At 64.4% G+C, this 19129-nt stretch carries 12 protein-coding genes; 8 read left to right on the top strand and 4 right to left on the bottom strand.

Annotated features, from left to right (window positions below):
* Nucleotides 1-106 precede the first annotated feature (106 nt).
* Nucleotides 107-1024, top strand: a complete 918-nt coding sequence (gene metR / locus FPB55_RS20235) for a transcriptional regulator MetR (RefSeq protein WP_009684539.1) — start codon at nt 107-109, stop codon at nt 1022-1024.
* Here the strand turns inward: metR and FPB55_RS20240 are convergent.
* On the bottom strand, nt 1008-1421 hold the full coding sequence (locus FPB55_RS20240) for an NUDIX domain-containing protein (protein WP_047149550.1): 414 nt from the start codon (nt 1419-1421) through the stop codon (nt 1008-1010). The two genes, metR and FPB55_RS20240, sit on opposite strands and share 17 nt — an antisense overlap.
* A gap of 133 nt (nt 1422-1554) precedes the next feature.
* Here FPB55_RS20240 and FPB55_RS20245 point away from each other — a divergent pair, with 133 nt between their 5' ends.
* Entirely contained in the window at nt 1555-5829 is a 4275-nt protein-coding gene (locus FPB55_RS20245) for a DEAD/DEAH box helicase (RefSeq protein ID WP_144189147.1), read from the top strand.
* A 160-nt stretch (nt 5830-5989) separates the two neighbouring features.
* Entirely contained in the window at nt 5990-7609 is a 1620-nt protein-coding gene (locus tag FPB55_RS20250) for an FMN-binding glutamate synthase family protein (protein WP_047149552.1), read from the top strand.
* 427 nt (nt 7610-8036) lie between these two features.
* Here FPB55_RS20250 and FPB55_RS20255 read toward each other — a convergent pair whose 3' ends face one another.
* Nucleotides 8037-9455: an amino acid permease gene (locus FPB55_RS20255; protein ID WP_009681951.1), complete on the bottom strand. Its 1419-nt coding sequence runs from the start codon at nt 9453-9455 to the stop codon at nt 8037-8039.
* Between the two features lie 311 nt (nt 9456-9766).
* Here FPB55_RS20255 and FPB55_RS20260 point away from each other — a divergent pair, with 311 nt between their 5' ends.
* The 3 genes from FPB55_RS20260 (at nt 9767) to FPB55_RS20270 (ending at nt 14302) form a co-directional block, all read left to right on the top strand.
* A complete protein-coding gene (locus FPB55_RS20260) occupies nt 9767-12913 on the top strand; it encodes a transglycosylase domain-containing protein (protein ID WP_144189149.1) in 3147 nt (1048 codons plus the stop codon).
* 89 nt (nt 12914-13002) lie between these two features.
* Nucleotides 13003-13548, top strand: coding sequence for a PadR family transcriptional regulator (locus FPB55_RS20265; RefSeq protein ID WP_009681953.1), 546 nt, complete (start codon nt 13003-13005; stop codon nt 13546-13548).
* On the top strand, nt 13541-14302 hold the full coding sequence (locus tag FPB55_RS20270) for a siderophore-interacting protein (RefSeq protein WP_009681954.1): 762 nt from the start codon (nt 13541-13543) through the stop codon (nt 14300-14302). The genes FPB55_RS20265 and FPB55_RS20270 overlap by 8 nt, the downstream gene beginning before the upstream one ends.
* Before the next feature lie 120 nt (nt 14303-14422).
* On the opposite strand, the gene FPB55_RS20280 is transcribed toward FPB55_RS20270, so the two are convergent.
* Nucleotides 14423-15058 carry a Pr6Pr family membrane protein gene (locus tag FPB55_RS20280; RefSeq protein ID WP_029887722.1) on the bottom strand — a complete coding sequence of 212 codons (636 nt, stop codon included), beginning with the start codon at nt 15056-15058 and terminating at the stop codon, nt 14423-14425.
* A 2-nt stretch (nt 15059-15060) separates the two neighbouring features.
* The gene (locus tag FPB55_RS20285; RefSeq protein WP_003252112.1) at nt 15061-15282 is read right to left on the bottom strand and encodes a VF530 family protein; all 222 of its coding nucleotides are present in this window, start codon (nt 15280-15282) and stop codon (nt 15061-15063) included.
* Nucleotides 15283-15445: 163 nt separating this feature from the next.
* Here FPB55_RS20285 and FPB55_RS20290 point away from each other — a divergent pair, with 163 nt between their 5' ends.
* Complete coding sequence (locus FPB55_RS20290) at nt 15446-17485, top strand: TonB-dependent receptor (RefSeq protein ID WP_144189151.1); 2040 nt, start codon at nt 15446-15448, stop codon at nt 17483-17485.
* 289 nt (nt 17486-17774) lie between these two features.
* The gene (locus tag FPB55_RS20295) at nt 17775-19109 is read left to right on the top strand and encodes a carbohydrate porin (RefSeq protein ID WP_009681959.1); all 1335 of its coding nucleotides are present in this window, start codon (nt 17775-17777) and stop codon (nt 19107-19109) included.
* Nucleotides 19110-19129: the final 20 nt, after the last annotated feature.

A 19129-nucleotide genomic window follows, 5' to 3' on the forward strand; every position in this document is an offset into this window, starting at 1 on the left:
GGCCAGCCGCAGGCGGTGCGGCGCTACGCCCAGTCGACAGCGTTGCCAACATGAGCGAAACTCAACTCATTGCTTCGTTCACCCCATTCACACCCCGGAGTCAGCAGTGCTGGAGATCCGCCACCTGAAAACCCTTCATGCCTTGCGCGAGGCCGACAGCCTTGTGGAAGCCGCCGAGCGCCTGCATCTGACCCAGTCGGCGCTGTCTCACCAGTTCAAGGAGCTGGAAGAACGCCTGGGCCTGCCGCTGTTCGTACGCAAGAGCAAGCCGATACGCTTTACCAGCGCCGGGCTGCGCCTGCTGCAACTGGCCGATGCCACCTTGCCGTTGCTACGGGGTGCCGAACGCGACATCGCACGCTTGGCCGGCGGTACCGCCGGGCGCCTGCACATGGCAATCGAATGCCACAGCTGTTTCCAGTGGCTGATGCCGACCATAGACCAGTTCCGCGATGCCTGGCCGGAAGTCGAGCTGGACCTGGCCTCCGGCTTCGCCTTTGCACCCTTGCCAGCCCTGGCCCGTGGTGACCTTGACCTGGTGGTGACCTCCGACCCGGTGGACCTGGCCGGCATCACCTACGTGCCGCTGTTCACCTACGAAGCCATGCTGGCGGTCGCCAACCAGCATGCGCTGGCCAGCAAGCCGTATATCGTGCCCCAGGACCTGCTCGACCAGACCCTGATCACCTACCCGGTGGAGCGCGACCGCCTGGACATCTTCACCCGCTTCCTGGAGCCGGCCGACGTCGAGCCGGCCGCCGTGCGCACCTCGGAGCTGACCGTGATGATGATGCAGCTGGTCGCCAGCGGCCGGGGGGTGTGCGGCATGCCGCACTGGGCTTTGCATGAGTACAGCGCGCGGGGTTATGTGAAAGGCAAGCGCCTGGGCGAGAAAGGCCTGTTTGCCACGCTTTACGCCGCTGTGCGCACCGACATGCTCGATGCGCCGTACATGCGCGACTTTCTGCTGACCGCCAAGGACACCTCCTTCGCCACCCTCGACGGCGTCAGCGCGGTGCGTTGAACAACTGGCGGTACAGCGGCAGGATCAGGTCGCGGGTCAAGGGCGCCAGTGGCTGGTCTGGCGCCTGATCTGCAGCCAGCCATACCACCTCCTCGATTTCTGCCGCCGGGACCACGGCAGCGGCGCTGTAGACTCGAAACAGCTCGGCTTGCACCTCGAAGCCGGGCTCATTGGCGGCCGTGGCACTGAACTGGCCCAGGTACACGGCCTGGGCCGGGTCGATGTGCAGGCCCAATTCCTCGTGCAGTTCGCGCACCAGTGCCTGCAGCGCCGTTTCACCCGCATCGATCTTGCCCCCCGGCTGCATGAAGGCTTCGGTGCCACGCTTGCGCACCAGCAAGGTGCGCCCCTGCGGGTCGAGCAACAGGGCGGCGGCGATGCGAATGGTATTGGGCATGGGCTGAACTCGCTGGCAACAATGGCCGGGGAGGATCCCACGGGCTCGCTTGGGCTGACAAGGCCATTGTCGGGTGTGCCGGCCAGACGAACGGCCCCTTGCCAAAGCGCCCATGCCCCTCCATAACCAACCCATGAACCTGCCCGCCCAACAGCACCCGGTGCTCGAACTGTTCCACCCCGCCGTACGCACCTGGTTCGGCCGCCACTTCGCAACCGTTACCGATGCCCAGGCCCAGGCCTGGCCCTTGGTCCATGGCGGCCAGTCGATGCTGTTGGCCGCACCCACCGGCTCGGGCAAGACCCTGAGCGCGTTCCTGGCCGTGCTCGATGAACTGTTCTGCCAGGGCCTGGCGCAGCAGGGTCAGCTGCCGGCGCAGACCCAGGTGGTCTATGTTTCGCCGCTCAAGGCGCTGTCCAATGACATCCGCGTCAACCTGCAAGCCCCGCTTGAGGGTATCAGCCAGGCCCTGGCAGAACAGGGCCTGGCTGCACCCCGCATCACTACCGCCGTGCGCACCGGCGATACCCCGCAAAAAGAACGCGCCGCCATGCGCAAGCTGGCACCGCACATTCTGGTCACGACCCCTGAATCCCTGTATGTACTGATGGGTTCGGCGTCTGGTCGTGAAGGCCTGCGCAACGTGCATACGGTAATCGTCGACGAGATCCACGCCTTGGCCGGCAACAAGCGCGGGGCGCATCTGGCACTGACCCTGGAACGTCTGCAGGCCTTGGCAGGCCGGCCCTTGCGCCGTATTGGCCTGTCTGCCACACAGCGCCCGGTGGCGCGGGTGGCGCAGTTTCTGGTCGGGAGCGGCCGGCCCTGCGCGGTTGTCGATATTGGCCATGCCCGGCCACGCGACTTGGCCATCGAGCTGCCGCCGGTACCGTTGGCGGCGGTCATGGCCACCGATGTCTGGGGCCTGGTCTACGACCGCCTGGCAGCCCTGGCCCGCGAGCATCGCACCACCCTGGTATTCGTCAACACCCGGCGCCTGGCTGAGCGCATCACCCGCCACCTCAGCGACCGCCTGGGCAAGGATGCCGTGGCCGCGCACCATGGCAGCTTGGCCAAGGAGCTGCGCCTGAGCGCCGAGCAACGGCTCAAGCACGGCCAGTTGCAGGTACTGGTGGCCACCGCTTCACTGGAGCTGGGCATCGACATTGGCGACATCGACCTGGTCTGCCAGGTTGCCTCGCCGGGTTCGATTGCCGCCTTCCTGCAACGGGTTGGCCGCGCCAGCCACCAGGTCGATGGCGTGCCGAAAGGGCGCTTGTTCCCGACATCGCGTGACGACCTGATCGAGTGCGTGGCCCTGCTCGACTGCGTACGCCGGGGGGAACTGGAGGCGCTGCACATACCCCGGGCGCCCCTGGACGTGCTGGCCCAGCAGATCGTCGCCGAAGCCTGCAACCAGCCGTGGCACGAACAGGCGTTGTTCGACTGCCTGCGCCAGGCCACACCTTATGCCCACCTCGACCAGCAGCACTACCAGGCCCTGCTGCGCATGCTTGCCGAGGGCTACAACGGCCGCCAGGGCGTACGCAGTGCCTACCTGCACCGCGATGCGGTAAGCGGCACATTGCGGGGCCGCCGCGGCAGCCAGCTGACCGCGCTGACCAGCGGTGGCACCCTTCCGGACAACGCCGATTACAGCGTATTGCTGGAGCCGCAGGCGCTGAACATTGGCAGCGTCAATGAAGACTTCGCGGTGGAGAGCATCGCAGGCGACATCTTCCAGCTGGGCAATGCCTCGTACCGCATCCTGCGCGTCGAGTCGGGCCGGGTTCGGGTGGAGGATGCCCAAGGGCTGCCGCCCACCATTCCGTTCTGGCTCGGCGAGGCGCCTGGCCGCAGCGACGAACTGTCCGCGGCCGTGGCCAGGCTGCAGGCACAGCTTGACCAGCAGCTGACGCTGGCCGACGGCGATACCCGCGCGGTGTCGGCATGGTTGCAGGGTACGTTCGAGCTGGGCGAAGACTGCGCCGAGCAGTTGCTCGACTACCTGGCCCGTACCCGCGACGTGCTCGGTGCCCTGCCCTCGCAGGAAACGTTGGTGATGGAGCGTTTCTTCGATGCCTCCGGCGGCACCCAGCTGATCATCCATTCGCCCTACGGCAGCCGCATCAATCGCGCCTGGGGCCTGGCCTTGCGCAAACGCTTCTGTCGCACCTTCAATTTCGAACTGCAGGCGGCCGCCAGCGAGGACGCCATCGTGCTGTCGCTGTCCACCAGCCACAGTTTCGACCTCGACGAGGTCTGGCGTTACCTGAAAAGCGGCACCGCAGAAGCCCTCCTCATACAGGCCGTGCTCGAAGCGCCACTGTTCGGTGTGCGCTGGCGCTGGAACGCCAGTGTCGCCATGGCCCTGCCGCGCTTCGTGGGCGGGCGCAAAGTAGCGCCGCAAATCCAGCGCATGAAAAGCGAAGACCTGGTTGCCGCGGTGTTTCCCGACCAGATCGCCTGCCTGGAAAATATCGCCGGCGAGCGGCAGATACCCGAGCACCCGCTGGTCGAGCAGACCCTCGACGACTGCCTGCACGAGGCCCTGGATTGCACGGGCTGGCTGGCCCTGTTGAGGCGCATGGAAAGCGGGGCGGTACGCCTGCTGTGCCGCGACCTGCCTGCGCCATCGCCGCTGGCATCGGCCATTCTCAATGCCCGCCCTTATACATTCCTCGACGACGCACCGCTGGAAGAGCGCCGTACCCAGGCGGTGCTCAACCGGCGCTGGAACGAGGTGCACAGCAGTGACGACCTGGGCGCACTGGACGCCGACGCCATCGCTGCCGTGGCCGCCGAGGCCTGGCCGCAGCCGCGCAATAGCGACGAAATGCACGAAACCTTGATGAGCCTGGGCGCCATCAGCCAGGCGCAGGTCAGCGCCAACCCTGGTTGGAACCTGTTCCTCAGGCAACTGGCCAAGGCCGGCCGCGCCTTGCGCCTGCCCCGCGAGCAGTTGTGGCTGGCCCGCGAGCGCCTGAACCTGCTGCAGGCGATCTACCCGGCGACGCCCCTCGAACCGGCGCTGGAACAGTTGCCTGGCTTCGACCAGCCCATCGAGCCCGACAATGCCCTGGGCGAACTGCTGCGTGGCCGCCTGAGCGCCCATGGCCCACAGACGCTGGTACAGATCGCCGCGCCGTTGGGCATGCCGCCGCAGGCAGTCGAACATGCCCTGGCCCGCCTGGAAGCCGAAGGTTATGTGCTGCGCGGCTATTTCAGCCCGGCCGCCAACGAGCTGCAATGGTGCGAACGCCATTTGCTGGCGCGCATCCACCGCTACACGGTCAAGCGCTTGCGTCGCGAAATCGAGCCGGTCAGCCTGCAGGACTTCATGCGTTTTCTGTTCGACTGGCAGCACCTGGCACCTGACACGCGCCTGCGTGGCCCGCAGGCTGTAGCCGAAGTGCTTGGGCAGTTGCAGGGCTTCCCCAGTGCAGCCGCAGCCTGGGAGGCCGAACTGCTGCCCGCACGGATCCACGACTACAGCCCCCACTGGCTCGATGATGCGTGCCGCAGCGGGCAATTCGCCTGGAGCCGGTTGGCCGCGAGCCGCTCAGGCAGCACCTTGTCGAGCACCCCGCTGGTGTTGCTGCCTCGGGAGCACCTGGGGCTGTGGCGCAGCCTGGCGCCCGCGCCTGCCGTACAGAGCCTTGGCGCACGGGCGCAGCGGGTACATGAGGTGCTGCAGGCTCAGGGCGCGTTGTTCTTCGACGAACTGATCCACGATGCCCGCCTGCTGCCCAGCGAACTGGAAACAGCGTTGCAGGAACTGGTGGGTGCCGGCCTGGTAGGTGCCGACAGCTTCACTGGCCTGCGCAGCCTGATCGCCCCGGCGGCGAAACGCGCTTCACGCACCCGCCGGCGCGGCCATGCACCGTTGTCCAGCAGCATGTCCCATGCCGGGCGCTGGGCATTGCTGCGCCAAGGCACGGCGGATGACAGCCAGCGCCTGGAGCACATCGCCCACGCCCTGCTAAGGCGCTATGGCGTGGTGTGCTGGCGGCTGCTGGAGCGCGAGAGCGATGTACTGCCACCGTGGCGGGAACTGCTGCGCTGCTACCACCGGCTGGAGGCACGCGGCGAGATCCGCGGGGGGCGCTTCATTGCCGGGTTGGCCGGTGAACAATTTGCCTTGCCGGAGGCGGTCGGGTTGCTGCGCCAGGTACGCCGGCGCGAGGCGGACGGCGCACTGCAGGTGGTCAGTGCCAGTGACCCGCTGAACCTGATCGGCTCGTTGCTGCCGGGGGTGAAGGTGCCGGCGGTGAGCGGCAACCGCCTGCTGTACCGCGACGGCGTGCCAGTGGCCAAGCGCGTGGCCGGGCGCCCTGTGTACCTGAGCGAGGCGCCCGCGCACGAGCAGGAAAGCTGGCGACAGAAGCTGCTGCGCGGGGCACCGTAAACAGCCTGCCTTGCCGAGCATGGGCCAGGGCTGCTGAGGCTTGGCGTGGCGAGAATGATTTTCGCTACCCCGATTTTAATTTGCAGCGCCCGGCAACTTGGCTATGGTCGGGGTTTGCCCCCAGGCCCTGAGCCTGACCGCGCCATCGCAAGGACCCCGTATGAGCCTGTCACTTCTCAGCCGCTATGCCTTCTTCGCCGCCTGTGTCCTGTTCACCTTGGCGAGCCTGCCCTTCAGCCAGCATGAATGGCTGTGGCCCTTCACCCTGACCGCCGGCGTTCTCAGCCTGATCGGGCTGTTCGACCTGCTGCAGCAGCGCCACGCCGTGCGCCGCAACTACCCCATCCTGGGCAACATCCGCTACCTGGTAGAGGCCATCCGCCCGGAGATCCGCCAGTACCTGCTGGAGTCCGACAGCGACGCACTGCCGTTCTCCCGTGCGCAGCGCTCGCTGGTGTATGCCCGGGCCAAGAACGAAGCTTCCGACAAACCGTTCGGCACCTTGATCGATGTGTACCAGTCCGGCTTCGAGTTCATTGGCCACTCCATGCGCCCGGCGCCGTTGGCCGACCCGGCCAGCTTCCGCATCATCATTGGTGGGCCGCAGTGCAGCCAGCCGTATTCGGCCTCGATTTTCAACATCTCGGCCATGAGCTTCGGCTCGCTCAGCGCCAACGCTATCCGCGCGCTCAACCAGGGCGCCAAACTGGGCAACTTCCACCATGACACTGGCGAAGGCAGCATCAGCCCGTACCACCGTGAACACGGTGGTGACCTGGTATGGGAACTGGGCAGCGGCTACTTTGGCTGCCGCACCGCGGACGGGCGTTTCGACCCTGAGCGCTTCGCCGCACAAGCCCGTAGCCCGCAGGTGCGCATGATCGAAGTGAAGATGAGCCAGGGCGCCAAGCCTGGCCATGGCGGCATCCTGCCCAAGCACAAGGTCACCGAGGAAATTGCCGAGACCCGTGGCGTGCTGATGGGCGAAGACTGCATTTCGCCATCACGGCACAGCGCCTTTTCCACCCCCATCGAGATGATGCAGTTCATCGCCCAGCTACGCGAACTGTCCGGCGGCAAGCCGGTGGGTTTCAAGTTCTGCCTGGGCCACCCGTGGGAGTTCATGGGCATCGCCAAGGCCATGCTGGAGACCGGTATCCTGCCGGATTTCATCGTTGTCGATGGCAAGGAAGGCGGCACCGGCGCGGCGCCGGTGGAATTCACCGATCACATTGGCGTGCCCCTGCGTGAGGGGTTGCTGTTCGTGCACAACACCTTGGTCGGGCTGAACCTGCGCGACAAGATCAAGCTGGGCGCCAGCGGCAAGATCGTCAGCGCCTTCGACATCGCCAGTGTACTGGCCATTGGCGCCGACTGGGCCAATTCGGCGCGCGGCTTCATGTTCGCCATTGGCTGCATCCAGTCGCAAAGCTGCCACACCAACAAATGCCCCACTGGCGTGGCCACGCAAGACCCGCTGCGCCAACGCGCACTGGTAGTGCCGGACAAGGCCCAGCGGGTGTTGAACTTCCACCACAACACCTTGCGCGCGCTGGCAGAAATGCTGGCGGCGGCTGGCCTGGAGCACCCGGCACAGCTGGAGGCCAAGCACTTGGTGCGCCGCATCTCGGCCACCGAGATCAAGCTGTTCTCGCAGATGCATGTGTTCCTCAAGCCGGGCGAGCTGCTCACCGGCGAGGTGGATGGCCAGTTCTACTCGCGCATGTGGCAGCTGGCCAGGGCCGACAGCTTCGAGCCGCACAGTGAGGTCGCGGCCTGACGCGCCCCGGGGGCTGCTTGGCAGCCCTGCTGCGATCCCTGTGGGAGATTCTATGGTTCCTGGCAAGGGTAGCCGGAGCATCTTCAGCGCCTGTGAGATCGAGCGCCGCCCGCGCGGCGCAATCGCGAGCTGCGCTCGCTCCTACGTTTGTTTCGGGCCAGTAACCCCTGTGCCAGATGCGCGCGGCCGCCTTGTTCGCACGACGCGATTTTGAGGCATGCGCCAAGGCGTTCGCGCGCAAATCCCACAGGAATAATTGGCCCGAAACAAACGTAGGAGCGAGCGCAGCTCGCGATGCGCCGCGCGGGCGGCGCTCGCTCTAACAGGCGCTGCATACCTTGTGGCAAACACCTGTCTGCCCTGATGCGATCCCCGTGGGAGTTGGCTTGCCGACGATGGGCCGCAGCGCGGCCCCGGCCAACTCAGGTCAGGAAGCGGTACTGGCCGTACCCTGCACGTTTTTGGGTGCCAACCGGAACACGTGGTACAGCACGGTCAGCAGCACCAGGAATGCCGGGCCGATGTACAGCGCCACCCGGGTGTCCTCGAAGTACGCCATCAGGCCCACCACCAGCACCAGGAACGCCAATGCCAGGTAAGAGCTCAGCGGCCACAACCACATGCGGTACTTCAGCCCCTGGCGCTGGGCAGGGGTAAGGCCGGCACGGAATTTCAACTGTGCCAGCAGGATCATCACCCAGGTCCAGATCGCGCCAAAGGTGGCAATCGACGTCACCCAGACGAAGACCTTCTCCGGCACCAGGTAGTTGGCCAGCACACCCAGCAGGAGCGCGCCGATGGACAGCAGCAGCGCATTGCGCGGTACCCCGTTGTTCGAGGTACGGGCAAAGGCCGCCGGGGCCTGGCCGTTCTGCGCCAGGCTATAGAGCATGCGCCCGGTGCTGAAGATGCCGCCATTGCATGAGGACAGTGCCGCGGTGATGACCACGAAGTTGATGATGCCCGCGGCGGTCTTGATGCCCAGGCGCTCGAAGGTCATGACGAACGGGCTGCCCTGGCTGCCAATTTCGTTCCACGGGTAGATCGACAGAATCACGAACAACGCACCGACATAGAACAGCAGGATGCGCCAGAACACCGAGCCGATGGCCTGCGGAATGGTTCTTTGCGGGTTACGGGCTTCACCGGCAGTCAAACCGATCATTTCCACGCCCAGGTAGGCGAACATCACCATCTGCAGCGACATCAGCACGCCGGTCACGCCATTGGGCATGAAGCCGCCGTTGCTCCACAGGTTGGCGATGCCCACGGCCACACCGTCATTGCCCAGGCCGAAGGCAATGATGCCGACCCCGCCCAGCACCATGGCGATGATGGTGACGATCTTGATCAGGGCGAACCAGAACTCGAATTCGCCGAAGGCCTTGACCGCTACCAGGTTGACCGCCCCCATGCTGCCCAGCGCCGCCAGGGCCCAGATCCAGCGGGGCACGTCGGGGAACCAGATCCCCATGTAGATGGCTACCGCGGTAATTTCCGCAACACAGGTCACCAGCCACAGGAACCAGTAGTTCCAGCCAGTGAGAAAGCCCGCCAGCGGGCCGAGGTAGTCCTGCGCATAGCGGCTGAACGAGCCGGCGACAGGGTTGTGCACGGCCATTTCACCAAGGGCGCGCATGATCACCAGAATGGCCAGGCCACCAATGATGTAGGACAGCATGATGGCCGGGCCGGCCATTTCGATGGCCTTGGCCGAGCCTAGGAAAAGACCGACACCGATACAGGCGCCCAGCGCCATCAGACGGATATGCCGTTCGCCCAGTTCACGCTTGAGCGGGCCGCCTTGGGTGGGCTGGCCATGGGCAGGGTGGTTGCCGACTGGCATAGCGATTCAACCTCATTTTGTTATTGGATTTGCCTTCGTGCAGCACCCGCCACGCCGATAGGCGTGGCCTTGGCTTGCCAAGCTGGCCTTTTGGGCTGGCCTGCGTGCCGGGTCAGCGCAACCCGGCAGGGCGAAGGGGCGAGCAGTATAGGAAGACCGCTGAAGGGGTTTTCGCTGTATATCCATGAATAATCAGCGAGTTCTCCGGAGCCCCCGGTACCTTGATCAGCGCCGACAAATGTTTCCGCCTACCCGCTCACCGTCTAAGCTTCAGGCAAGCAAGACGAAAATACCTGGCCGGATTGAAGATTATGGGCGCACTGTGGCAATCGGAACCAAGCAGGACGGAAGCACCCGAGACACCGCCGGCCGAGACGCCACAACGCAAGCCCCCCCGGCAGCGTCGGCTATGGTGGCGGCTGATCATCCTCATCGTGCTGGTGGCGCTGGTGGCTGTCGGCTTCGCCGCCTACGACGAATTTCGCACGTCCGAGTTGCAGTCGCGGGAGTTCAGCAAGCTCGCCAGCACCCTCACCTACTCGCTGCAGCCCGGCCCCAGCGACGCCATCGTCTACCCCGGTGACGGGCCGTTCGACAAACGCCTGGGCTACAGTGCCCTGGGTGAGTTTCTGCCGCGCCTGCTCAAGCGCGACTACCTGATCAGCGAACAGGTCAGGTTTTCCCCGGCGTTGATGAACTACGTCGAGCATGGGCTGTTCGTGCCCTATATCGAGAAGATCCAGGCGGGCCTTTCGATCACCGACTGCCGTGGCGACACGCTCTACCAGTACAACTACCCGCAGCACCTGTACCCCGACTTCGCCGCCATCCCGCCCGTGATGGTCAATAGTCTGCTGTTCATCGAGAACCGCGACCTGCTCGACACCCAAGACCCGCGCAACAACCCGGCCGTGGACTGGCCGCGCTTCGCCAAGGCCGCCTACAGCCAGGTGGCCAAGTACCTGGCGCTGCCCGGCCAGTCGGCGGGTGGCAGCACCCTGGCCACGCAATTGGAAAAGTATCGCCACTCCCCAGATGGCCTGACCGTATCGGGGGCCGAGAAGATCCGCCAGATGATTTCGGCCAGCGTGCGCGCGTACCAGGGCGGCCCCGACACCACCGAGGCGCGCAAACGCATCGTGCGTGACTACCTCAATAGCGTGCCACTGTCGGCCGTGCCTGGCCACGGCGAGGTGCACGGCATGGCCGAGGGGTTGCGGGTGTGGTACGGCGCCGACTTCGACCAGGTCAACCAGGCGCTGACGTCCACCGCCACCGACCCGCAAAGCATGGCGGCGCGCGGCCTGGCCCTGCGCCAGGTGCTGTCGCTGATGATTGCCCAGCGGCGGCCCTCGCATTACTTGTCCAAAGGCCGGGTGGAACTGGCCGAGCTGACCGATTCGCACATCCGCGTGCTCGCCGCCAACAAGGTCATCGATCAGCCACTGGCCGACGCAGCGCTGGCCAGCAAGGCGGTGTACCGCGACTGGGTGGCGCAACCGACCATCGTGCCCATCGTCACCAACAAGGGTATCAGCCTGGCGCGCAACCGCCTGGCGGCCATGCTCAACCGCCCGCTGTACGACCTCGACCGCCTCGATGTATCGGCTACCAGCACCCTGCAGGCCGACCTGCAATTGCAGGTCAGCCAATACCTGAAAAACCTTGCCGACCCGGCTTTCGCTGCGCAGATCGGCCTGATCGGCGAGCGCCTGCTCACCGCCAAGACCACCGACCAGGTGAGCTACAGCTTCACCCTGTTCGAACGCACCGCCGATGGCTCGCGGGTCAGGGTGCAGACCGACAGTACCGACCAGCCATTCGACATCAACGAAGGCAGCAAGCTGGAGCTGGGCTCCACGGCGAAGTTGCGGGTACTGACGACCTACCTGGAGATCATTGCCGAACTGCACGACAAGTACGCCGGCAAGCCTGTCGCCGAGCTGAAAAAGGTCGACGTCGCCGAGCTTGACCGCATCACCCAATGGTCACTGGATTGGCTGGCGCAGAACAGCAAGAACCAGAGCCTGGATGCCATGCTCGACGCCGCCCTGGAGCGCAAGTACTCGGCCAGCACCGGCGAGGCGTTTTTCACCGGCGGCGGCATGCATGTATTCAACAACTTCCGCAAGGAAGACAACAGCCGCAACCCCACGCTCAAGGATGCCCTGCGCGAGTCGATCAACTTGCCCTTCATCCGCCTGATGCGCGACCTGGTGCGCTATGTGACCTACCAGCAGCCCTACAACCGCGTACCGCTGCTCAAGGATGACGCCGACCCGCGTCGCCAGGAATACCTGGCGCGCTTTGCCGACAAGGAAGGCACCAACTACCTGATGCGCTTCTGGAAGAAATACCAGCGCAAGACCTCGCAACAGCGCCTGGATACCTTCCTCGACAGCATGCGCGTGACCCCGCAACGGTTGGCCGCCGTGCACCGCTACCTGTTCCCCGAAGCGGGCCAGCAAACGTTCAATGCCTTTGTCCGCGCCCACCTCAACGGGGACAAGAGCGCCCTGGGCAAACTCAGCGATGGCCGCCTGGCCGAGATGTACGAAGCCTATGGCCCGGGCAAGTACGACCTGCCCGACCAGGGTTACATTGCCAAGGTCCACCCCTTGGACCTGTGGCTGCTCGGCTACCTGCTGAAGAACCCCAGTTCGACCTTGAGCGAGATGGTCAACGCCAGCCGCTTCGAGCGCCAGGAGGTCTACGGCTGGCTGTTCAAGAGCCGCCACCAGGGCGCTCGCGACAGCCGCATTCGCACCATGGTGGAAATCGAAGCGTTCCTCGACATCCACCAGCGCTGGAAGCGCGTGGGCTACCCGTTCGACCACCTGGTGCCGTCGCTGGCGACCGCCATCGGCAGCTCGGGCGACCGCCCTGCCGCCCTCTCGGAGCTGGTCGGGATCATCCAGAACGATGGCATCCGCCTGCCCACACTGCGCATCGACACTCTGCATTTTGCCGCCAACACCCCCTACGAAACCAAACTGATCAGCGACCCGGACCGGGGGGTGCGGATTCTGCCGGTCGAGGTGGCACGCGCCCTCAAAGGTGCCATGTCGCAGGTGGTCGATGCCGGCACCGCGCGGCGCATTTCCGGCAGTTTCAAGCTGCAGGACGGCACGCCCCTGGTAATGGGCGGCAAAACCGGTACCGGTGACAACCGCATTGAAAGCTTTGGCGCCGGCGGCCGGCTGATCGGCTCGCGGTCGCTCAACCGCACCGCCACCTTCGTGTTCTTCCTGGGCGAAAACCACTTCGGCACCTTGACCGCGTTCGTGCCAGGGCGTTCGGCAGAGGCATTCAAGTTCACTTCGGCGCTGCCGGTGCAGGTACTCAAGGGCATGGCACCGATCCTCATGCCATACCTTCAGCCGGGCAATCCGAACGCGTGCAAGCCGCCGGAAGTGGCCGCCAACTCGACCACGAAAGCGGACGAATCGAACAATTAGATGAGAATCATCAGCAATTGAGGGCTTGTCTTTAGATATATCTTGAGTAATATCTTACGATATATCGCAAAGAAGGAGCCCCTATTCCCATGCGTGAACTTACCCCCCATGACCCCTTCGAACGGCGCCCCGGGCGCGGCGAACGCGGCCCCCGTGTATTTGCCCCCGGTGACCTCAAGTTGCTCATGCTCGACTTGCTCGCAAGCCAGCCCGGCCATGGCTACGACCTGATCCGCCAGATCGAGAACCTGTTCGAAGGCAGTTACAGCCCGAGCCCCGGGGTGATCTACCCCACGCTGAATTTTCTTGAAGAAGCCGAGCTGATCAGCGGCCAGGTGCAGGGCAGCAAGCGCCTGTATGCCATCACCGAGGCCGGCCGCGGTGCACTGGCGGACCAGGCGGTGGCGCTGGACGGCGTGCGCATGCGCATCGAAGTCAGCAAGCGCGCCTTGCGCGGCCACGATCGCCCGCCTGAAATTCACGAAGCGGTGGGCAACCTGCGCCATGCGCTGCACATGCACAGCGGCCGCTGGACACCTGAAGAAATCGACAGGGTTCGCGACCTGCTCAACCACACCGCCAAAGCCATCGCTTCCGGGCCGGCCGGCGCTGCTACGGAGGCGCTCCATGACTAACAGCATTCACCGCGTCAACCATGAGATTCGCCAGCGCTGCCTGCAGGTGCTGCGGGTCACCGAGCTTACCCCGCGCATGCGCCGTATCACGTTGGGTGGGGCTGAACTGCAAGGCTTCACCAGCTTGGGCAGCGACGACCATATCAAGCTGCTGTTCGGCGAAACCCCGGAGCAGCAACAGGCCATCGAGGCCCGCAAGCTGGGCAAGGACAGTGGCGTACGGCCCACCATGCGTGAATACACGCCACGGCGCATAGACCTGGTGGCCAACGAGTTGGACATCGACTTCGTCCTGCATGGCGACGGCCCTGCTTCCACGTGGGCGGCGCAGGCCGCGGTCGGCCAAACCCTGAATATCGCCGGGCCACGCGCCTCACTGGTGGTGCCGGATGTGTTCGACAGCTACTTGCTGATCGGCGATGAAACGGCCATCCCGGCAATCGGCAGGCGGCTCGAGGAGCTGCCTGCTGGCCGCCAGGTGCTGGCGGTGATCCAGATCGAGGATGAGCAGGAGCGCCAGCCGCTGCCGAGCAAGGCGCAGGTCGAGGTGATCTGGGTACGCCGCCACGAGGAAGACCTGCTGGCATTGGTGCAGAACCTGACCTTGCCGCAAGGCCGGTTGTACGCCTGGGTAGCGCTGGAAAAAACCCTGACCCGCCAGGCCAAGGCGCTGCTGCTGGAAAAAGGCGTGCCCGAGGATGCTTTGAAAGCCGCGGCTTACTGGCGGGCCGACGGGGCTGGGGACGACGAATAATCGGCTTCAGCCTGTTACGGCCTCTTCGCGGGCAAGCCCGCTCCCACAGGTACATCACCAGCCTTGGAGACGGCGGTATTCCTGTAGGAGCGGGCTTCCCCGCGAAGAGGCCGGCACAGGCTAAGCAAACTTTTGCGCCCCACGCCAACGATCCAGCCCCAGCAACACCAGCCCGATCCCCCAGAACCCCGCCAGCACGCCCAGGGCATTGAGCAGCACTTGCCCGTACCCCAGCCTCGCCACATCGATGAACGGGTAGGCGTACAGGCCTATCTCGCTACCCCGCCACAAGGCGTAGCCAAAGTATACGGCCGGGTAGAGTGCCCACAGCGCCAAATGCCGCAGACGCAAATGGCCCTTGGGCACCTCACACCACCAGTACAAGGCGTACAGCGCCGGCATCACGTCGTGCAGCAACTCGTCGGCCAGCCATTGCCAGCCCTCTGGCTGCCACAAGTGGCGCAGCAACACGCTGTAGGCCAGCGCTACCAGCACAATGCTCGCGGCCACCGCGGAACTCACCGACGGCGACAGAAAAAAATGCCTGGCCCGGCCTTCGCGGCCAAACGCCGCATAACTGAGCACCGTGGCCACCAAGGTGTTGGTCAACACCGTGAAATAGCCAAACACGTTGATCAGGCCGCCGATCAGGCTGGCCTGCTCCTGCCAACGCGCCAGCAGTACCAGGTACACCTGCACGGTCAGGCCGAACCAGCCCAGCACCGCCATGCCGGTCAGCCAGGGTCGCCGCAGCACGTTCAGGCCTGACGCTGCAGCTTCACGTACAACTGCTCGACCTTTTCCCGCGCCCAAGGGGTTTTACGCAAGAAGGTCAGGCTCGACTTGATCGTCGGGTTGCTCTTGAAGCAACGCACGTCAATGCGTTCGGCCAAGCCCTGCCATTGGTAATGCGCCACCAGCTCGGTAAGGATCTGTTCGAGGGTCTTGCCGTGCAGCGCGTTGTGTTGGGCCGTGCTCATGCTGTACTCCGTGGGAAAGATGCGCACCTTACACGAGTGTAGTGGCGGGTGGGATCCGGCGAGGCCGCAGAAAAACGCTGGCCAGGGAAGAAACCTCTGTGCTGAAATAGTTATGTTATGTTGTAACACTATATGAGCATCTGCCAAGGAACGTCCCACTCTCATGTTGTCTGCACCGCTTCGCCTCTCCCCCCTTGCCGTCGCGCTCTGGCTGGCCGCTTCGCCCAGCCACGCGGTGGAACTTGAACCCCAGGTGATCACGGCCAACCCGCTGGGCAACCGCCAACTGGCCGCGCCCAGCACCGTGCTCGAAGGCGACAACCTGCTGCAACAGCAGCACGGCAGCCTCGGTGAAACCCTGAACAAACAGCCCGGTGTCGCCTCGACCTGGTTCGGCCCTGGCGCCAGCCGCCCGGTCATTCGTGGCCTGGATGGCGACCGCATTCGCATCCTGCGCAACGGCGTAGGCGCCCTGGATGCCTCCTCGCTGTCCTACGACCATGCCGTGCCGCTGGACCCGGTGACCGTCGATCGTGTCGAAATCGTGCGCGGCCCGGCCGCACTGCTGTACGGCGGCAACGCCATTGGCGGCGTGGTCAACACCTTCGATAACCGCATCCCCGACGCCCCCATCGAGGGCATTCACGGCGCCGGTGAACTGCGTTACGGTGGCGCCGACACGACCCGCAGCAGCGCCGGCAAGCTAGAAGCCGGCGATGGCACCTTCGCCCTGCACCTGGATGCCAACAGCCGTCAGTTCAATGACCTGCGCATCCCTGGCTACGCCCGTAGCGCGAAAGTGCGCGATGCCGAAGAGCCCGGCAGCAAGCACCGCCTGGAAAACAGCGATGGCCGCCAGGATGGCGGCGCCATCGGCGGTGCCTACCACTGGGACCACGGTTACGCCGGCCTGTCGTACAGCCGCTACGACAGCAACTACGGCTCGGTGGCCGAATCCGGCGTGCGCCTGGACATGAAACAGGACCACTACGCCTTCGCCTCCGAACTGCGCGACCTCGACGGCCCGTTCAGCTCGGTCAAGGTCGATGCCGGCTACACCGACTACGAACACAGCGAAATAGAGGAAGGCGAGGTTCACACCACGTTCAAGAACAAAGGCTACGAAGCGCGTATCGAAGCCCGCCACCAGCCGCTCGGGCCTGTGGAGGGCGTGATCGGTGCGCAAGTCAGCCGCAACGAATTCTCTGCCCTGGGCGAAGAGGCCTTCGTGCCGCACACCGATACCGACAGCCTGGCGTTGTTCATGCTCGAACAGTGGCAAGCGACCGAGCGCCTGAACCTGAGCCTGGGCGCCCGCATGGAACACACCCGCGTGGACCCGGATGCCAAAGGCAACGAGAACTTCGTCGACGCCAACAGCACCAGCAGCTTCAATGCGTTCAGCCTGTCATCGGGCGCGGTGTACCAACTCGACCCGGTCTGGTCGCTGGCGGCCAACCTTGGCTATACCGAACGCGCCCCGACCTTCTACGAGCTGTATGCCAATGGCGCCCACGTCGCCACCGGTGCCTATGAAGTCGGTGATGCCAGCCTGAACAAGGAAAAGGCCATTTCCGCCGACCTGGCGTTACGCTTCGACAACGGTACGCACAAGGGCAGCGTCGGGCTGTTCTACAGCCACTTCCGCAATTACATCGGCCTGATCGGCACCGGCAACCTGCGCGAAGGCGGGCATGATCACGACCACGACGAAGCTGACCATGATCACGACGACGGTTTCCCGGAGTACCAGTACCAAGGTGTGCGGGCACGCTTCTACGGCATCGAGGCCCAGGACCGCTGGCAGCTGGTCGAGAACCGTTATGGCAGCTTTGCCCTGGAATTGTCGGGTGACTACACCCGGGCCAAGAACCTTGACAGCGGCGAGCCGCTGCCCCGTATTGCCCCGCTACGCCTGAACAGTGGCCTGGTCTGGGAGCTGGACCGCTGGCAGGCCCGGGTGGACGTGCAGCACGCCGCCTCTCAGCACCGCAAGCCGGCCAACGAAAGCAGCACCGATGGCTATACCACCCTGGGGGCCAGCGTTGGCTACCGCTTCGACGTTGGCCAGAGCCAGTGGCTGGCGTTCGTGCGCGGTGAGAACCTGACCGACCAGACCGTGCGCTATGCCAGCTCGATTCTGCGCGATATCGCGCCAGCACCGGGGCGCAGTGTGGAAGTGGGCCTGCGTACCACCTTTTGAAATGGTGGGGGCGCATTGCGCCCCAATCGCCGGCAAGCCATTTCCTACACGTACTGCGCCATACCTGGGTAGGCGCAGGTACTGCGCAGAGCAGACCCCTAAGGGCATTATTACCAATTGAACAATAATGACCTGCGACAATTTGTCTTTTTTTCTGACGCCTTCCCCTATATCCTCCCCGCCGCAAGCTGAAACGCTTCACTGAACTCCCACGTTGCCACATCCATTGAAAGCCTGGCCTTTCGATGCGCTTGCCGTTTTTTCAATAATCAGAAGATAGCGCTATCTCATGCTCCAACTGCCCAAAACCTGTTACATAGGCGTCGCCCTTGCTGCCTTGGCGACCCCCACCTGCGCCAGCGAAATGTTCGCCAACGACTCCCCGTGGATGCTCGGCGACTGGGGCGGCACCCGCACCCGGTTGCTTGAACAAGGCTACGACTTCACCCTCGGCTACACCGGCGAGATGGGCAGCAACCTGCACGGTGGCTACGACCATGACCGTACCGCGCGCTACAGCGACCAGTTCACCTTTGGCAGCCACCTGGACCTGGACAAGATCCTTGGCTGGCACGACACCGAAGTGCAACTGACCATCACCGAGCGCCACGGCGACAACATCAGCAACGACCGCATCAATGACCCACGCGTGGGTGGCTTTACCTCGGCCCAGGAAGTATGGGGCCGCGGTGAAACCTGGCGGCTGACGCAAATGTGGATCAAGCAGAAGTACTTCGACGGCGCACTGGACGTGAAATTCGGCCGTTTCGGCGAAGGCGAGGACTTCAACAGTTTCCCCTGTGACTTCCAGAACCTGGCCTTCTGCGGCTCGCAGGTGGGCAACTGGGTGGGTGGCATCTGGTACAACTGGCCGGTCAGCCAATGGGCCCTGCGCGTGCGCTACAACCTCAGCCCCACGTTGTACGCGCAGGTTGGCGTGTTCGAACAGAACCCGTCCAACCTCGAGTCAGGTAACGGCTTCAAGCTCAGTGGCAGCGGCACCCAAGGTGCGGTCATGCCAGTCGAACTGGTATGGAGCCCGCGCGTCAAAGGCCTGAAAGGGGAATATCGCGCCGGCTACTACTACAGTAATGCCAAGGCACACGATGTTCTCAAGGACAGCAACGGCCAGCCGGCAGCCCTGAGCGGCGGCGCCTACCGCAGCAGCTCGAGCAAGCATGGCGTGTGGCTCGGCGCCCAGCAGCAGGTGACTGCACTGGCCTCCGACCATTCGCGTGGCCTGAGCCTATTCGCCAACGCAACGATGCACGACAAGAAAACCAATGTCATCGACAACTATGTTCAGGCAGGACTGGTATTCAAAGGGCCTTTCGATGCCCGCGCCAAGGACGACATCGGCTTCGCCCTCGCCCGCGTGCACGTCAACCCTGGCTACCGCAAGAACGCCCGCCTGGCCAACCAGGCAGCCGGCCTTGACGATTACGACAACCCCGGCTTCCTGCCTGTGCAAGACACGGAATACAGCGCCGAGCTGTACTACGGCATTCATGTGGCCAACTGGCTCACGGTCCGCCCGAACCTGCAGTACATCCGCCATCCCGGCGGCGTGTCGCAAGTTGATGGCGCCCTGGTCGGTGGCCTGAAGATCCAAAGCAGTTTCTGAATTTTTTTGACGTGACGGAG

The organism is Pseudomonas sp. BJP69, from assembly GCF_007633355.1.
Classification (GTDB): domain Bacteria; phylum Pseudomonadota; class Gammaproteobacteria; order Pseudomonadales; family Pseudomonadaceae; genus Aquipseudomonas; species Aquipseudomonas juntendi.

Excerpts from the sequence above, each read along its gene's own strand:
- FPB55_RS20285 (WP_003252112.1), bottom strand. The coding sequence starts at position 15,282 with ATGAGCACGGCCCAACACAACGCGCTGCACGGCAAGACCCTCGAACAG.
- FPB55_RS20290 (WP_144189151.1), top strand. The coding sequence starts at position 15,446 with ATGTTGTCTGCACCGCTTCGCCTCTCCCCCCTTGCCGTCGCGCTCTGG.
- FPB55_RS20240 (WP_047149550.1), bottom strand. The coding sequence starts at position 1,421 with ATGCCCAATACCATTCGCATCGCCGCCGCCCTGTTGCTCGACCCGCAG.
- FPB55_RS20250 (WP_047149552.1), top strand. The coding sequence starts at position 5,990 with ATGAGCCTGTCACTTCTCAGCCGCTATGCCTTCTTCGCCGCCTGTGTC.
- FPB55_RS20295 (WP_009681959.1), top strand. The coding sequence starts at position 17,775 with ATGCTCCAACTGCCCAAAACCTGTTACATAGGCGTCGCCCTTGCTGCC.
- FPB55_RS20260 (WP_144189149.1), top strand. The coding sequence starts at position 9,767 with ATGGGCGCACTGTGGCAATCGGAACCAAGCAGGACGGAAGCACCCGAG.
- FPB55_RS20270 (WP_009681954.1), top strand. The coding sequence starts at position 13,541 with ATGACTAACAGCATTCACCGCGTCAACCATGAGATTCGCCAGCGCTGC.
- FPB55_RS20255 (WP_009681951.1), bottom strand. The coding sequence starts at position 9,455 with ATGCCAGTCGGCAACCACCCTGCCCATGGCCAGCCCACCCAAGGCGGC.
- FPB55_RS20245 (WP_144189147.1), top strand. The coding sequence starts at position 1,555 with ATGAACCTGCCCGCCCAACAGCACCCGGTGCTCGAACTGTTCCACCCC.
- FPB55_RS20265 (WP_009681953.1), top strand. The coding sequence starts at position 13,003 with ATGCGTGAACTTACCCCCCATGACCCCTTCGAACGGCGCCCCGGGCGC.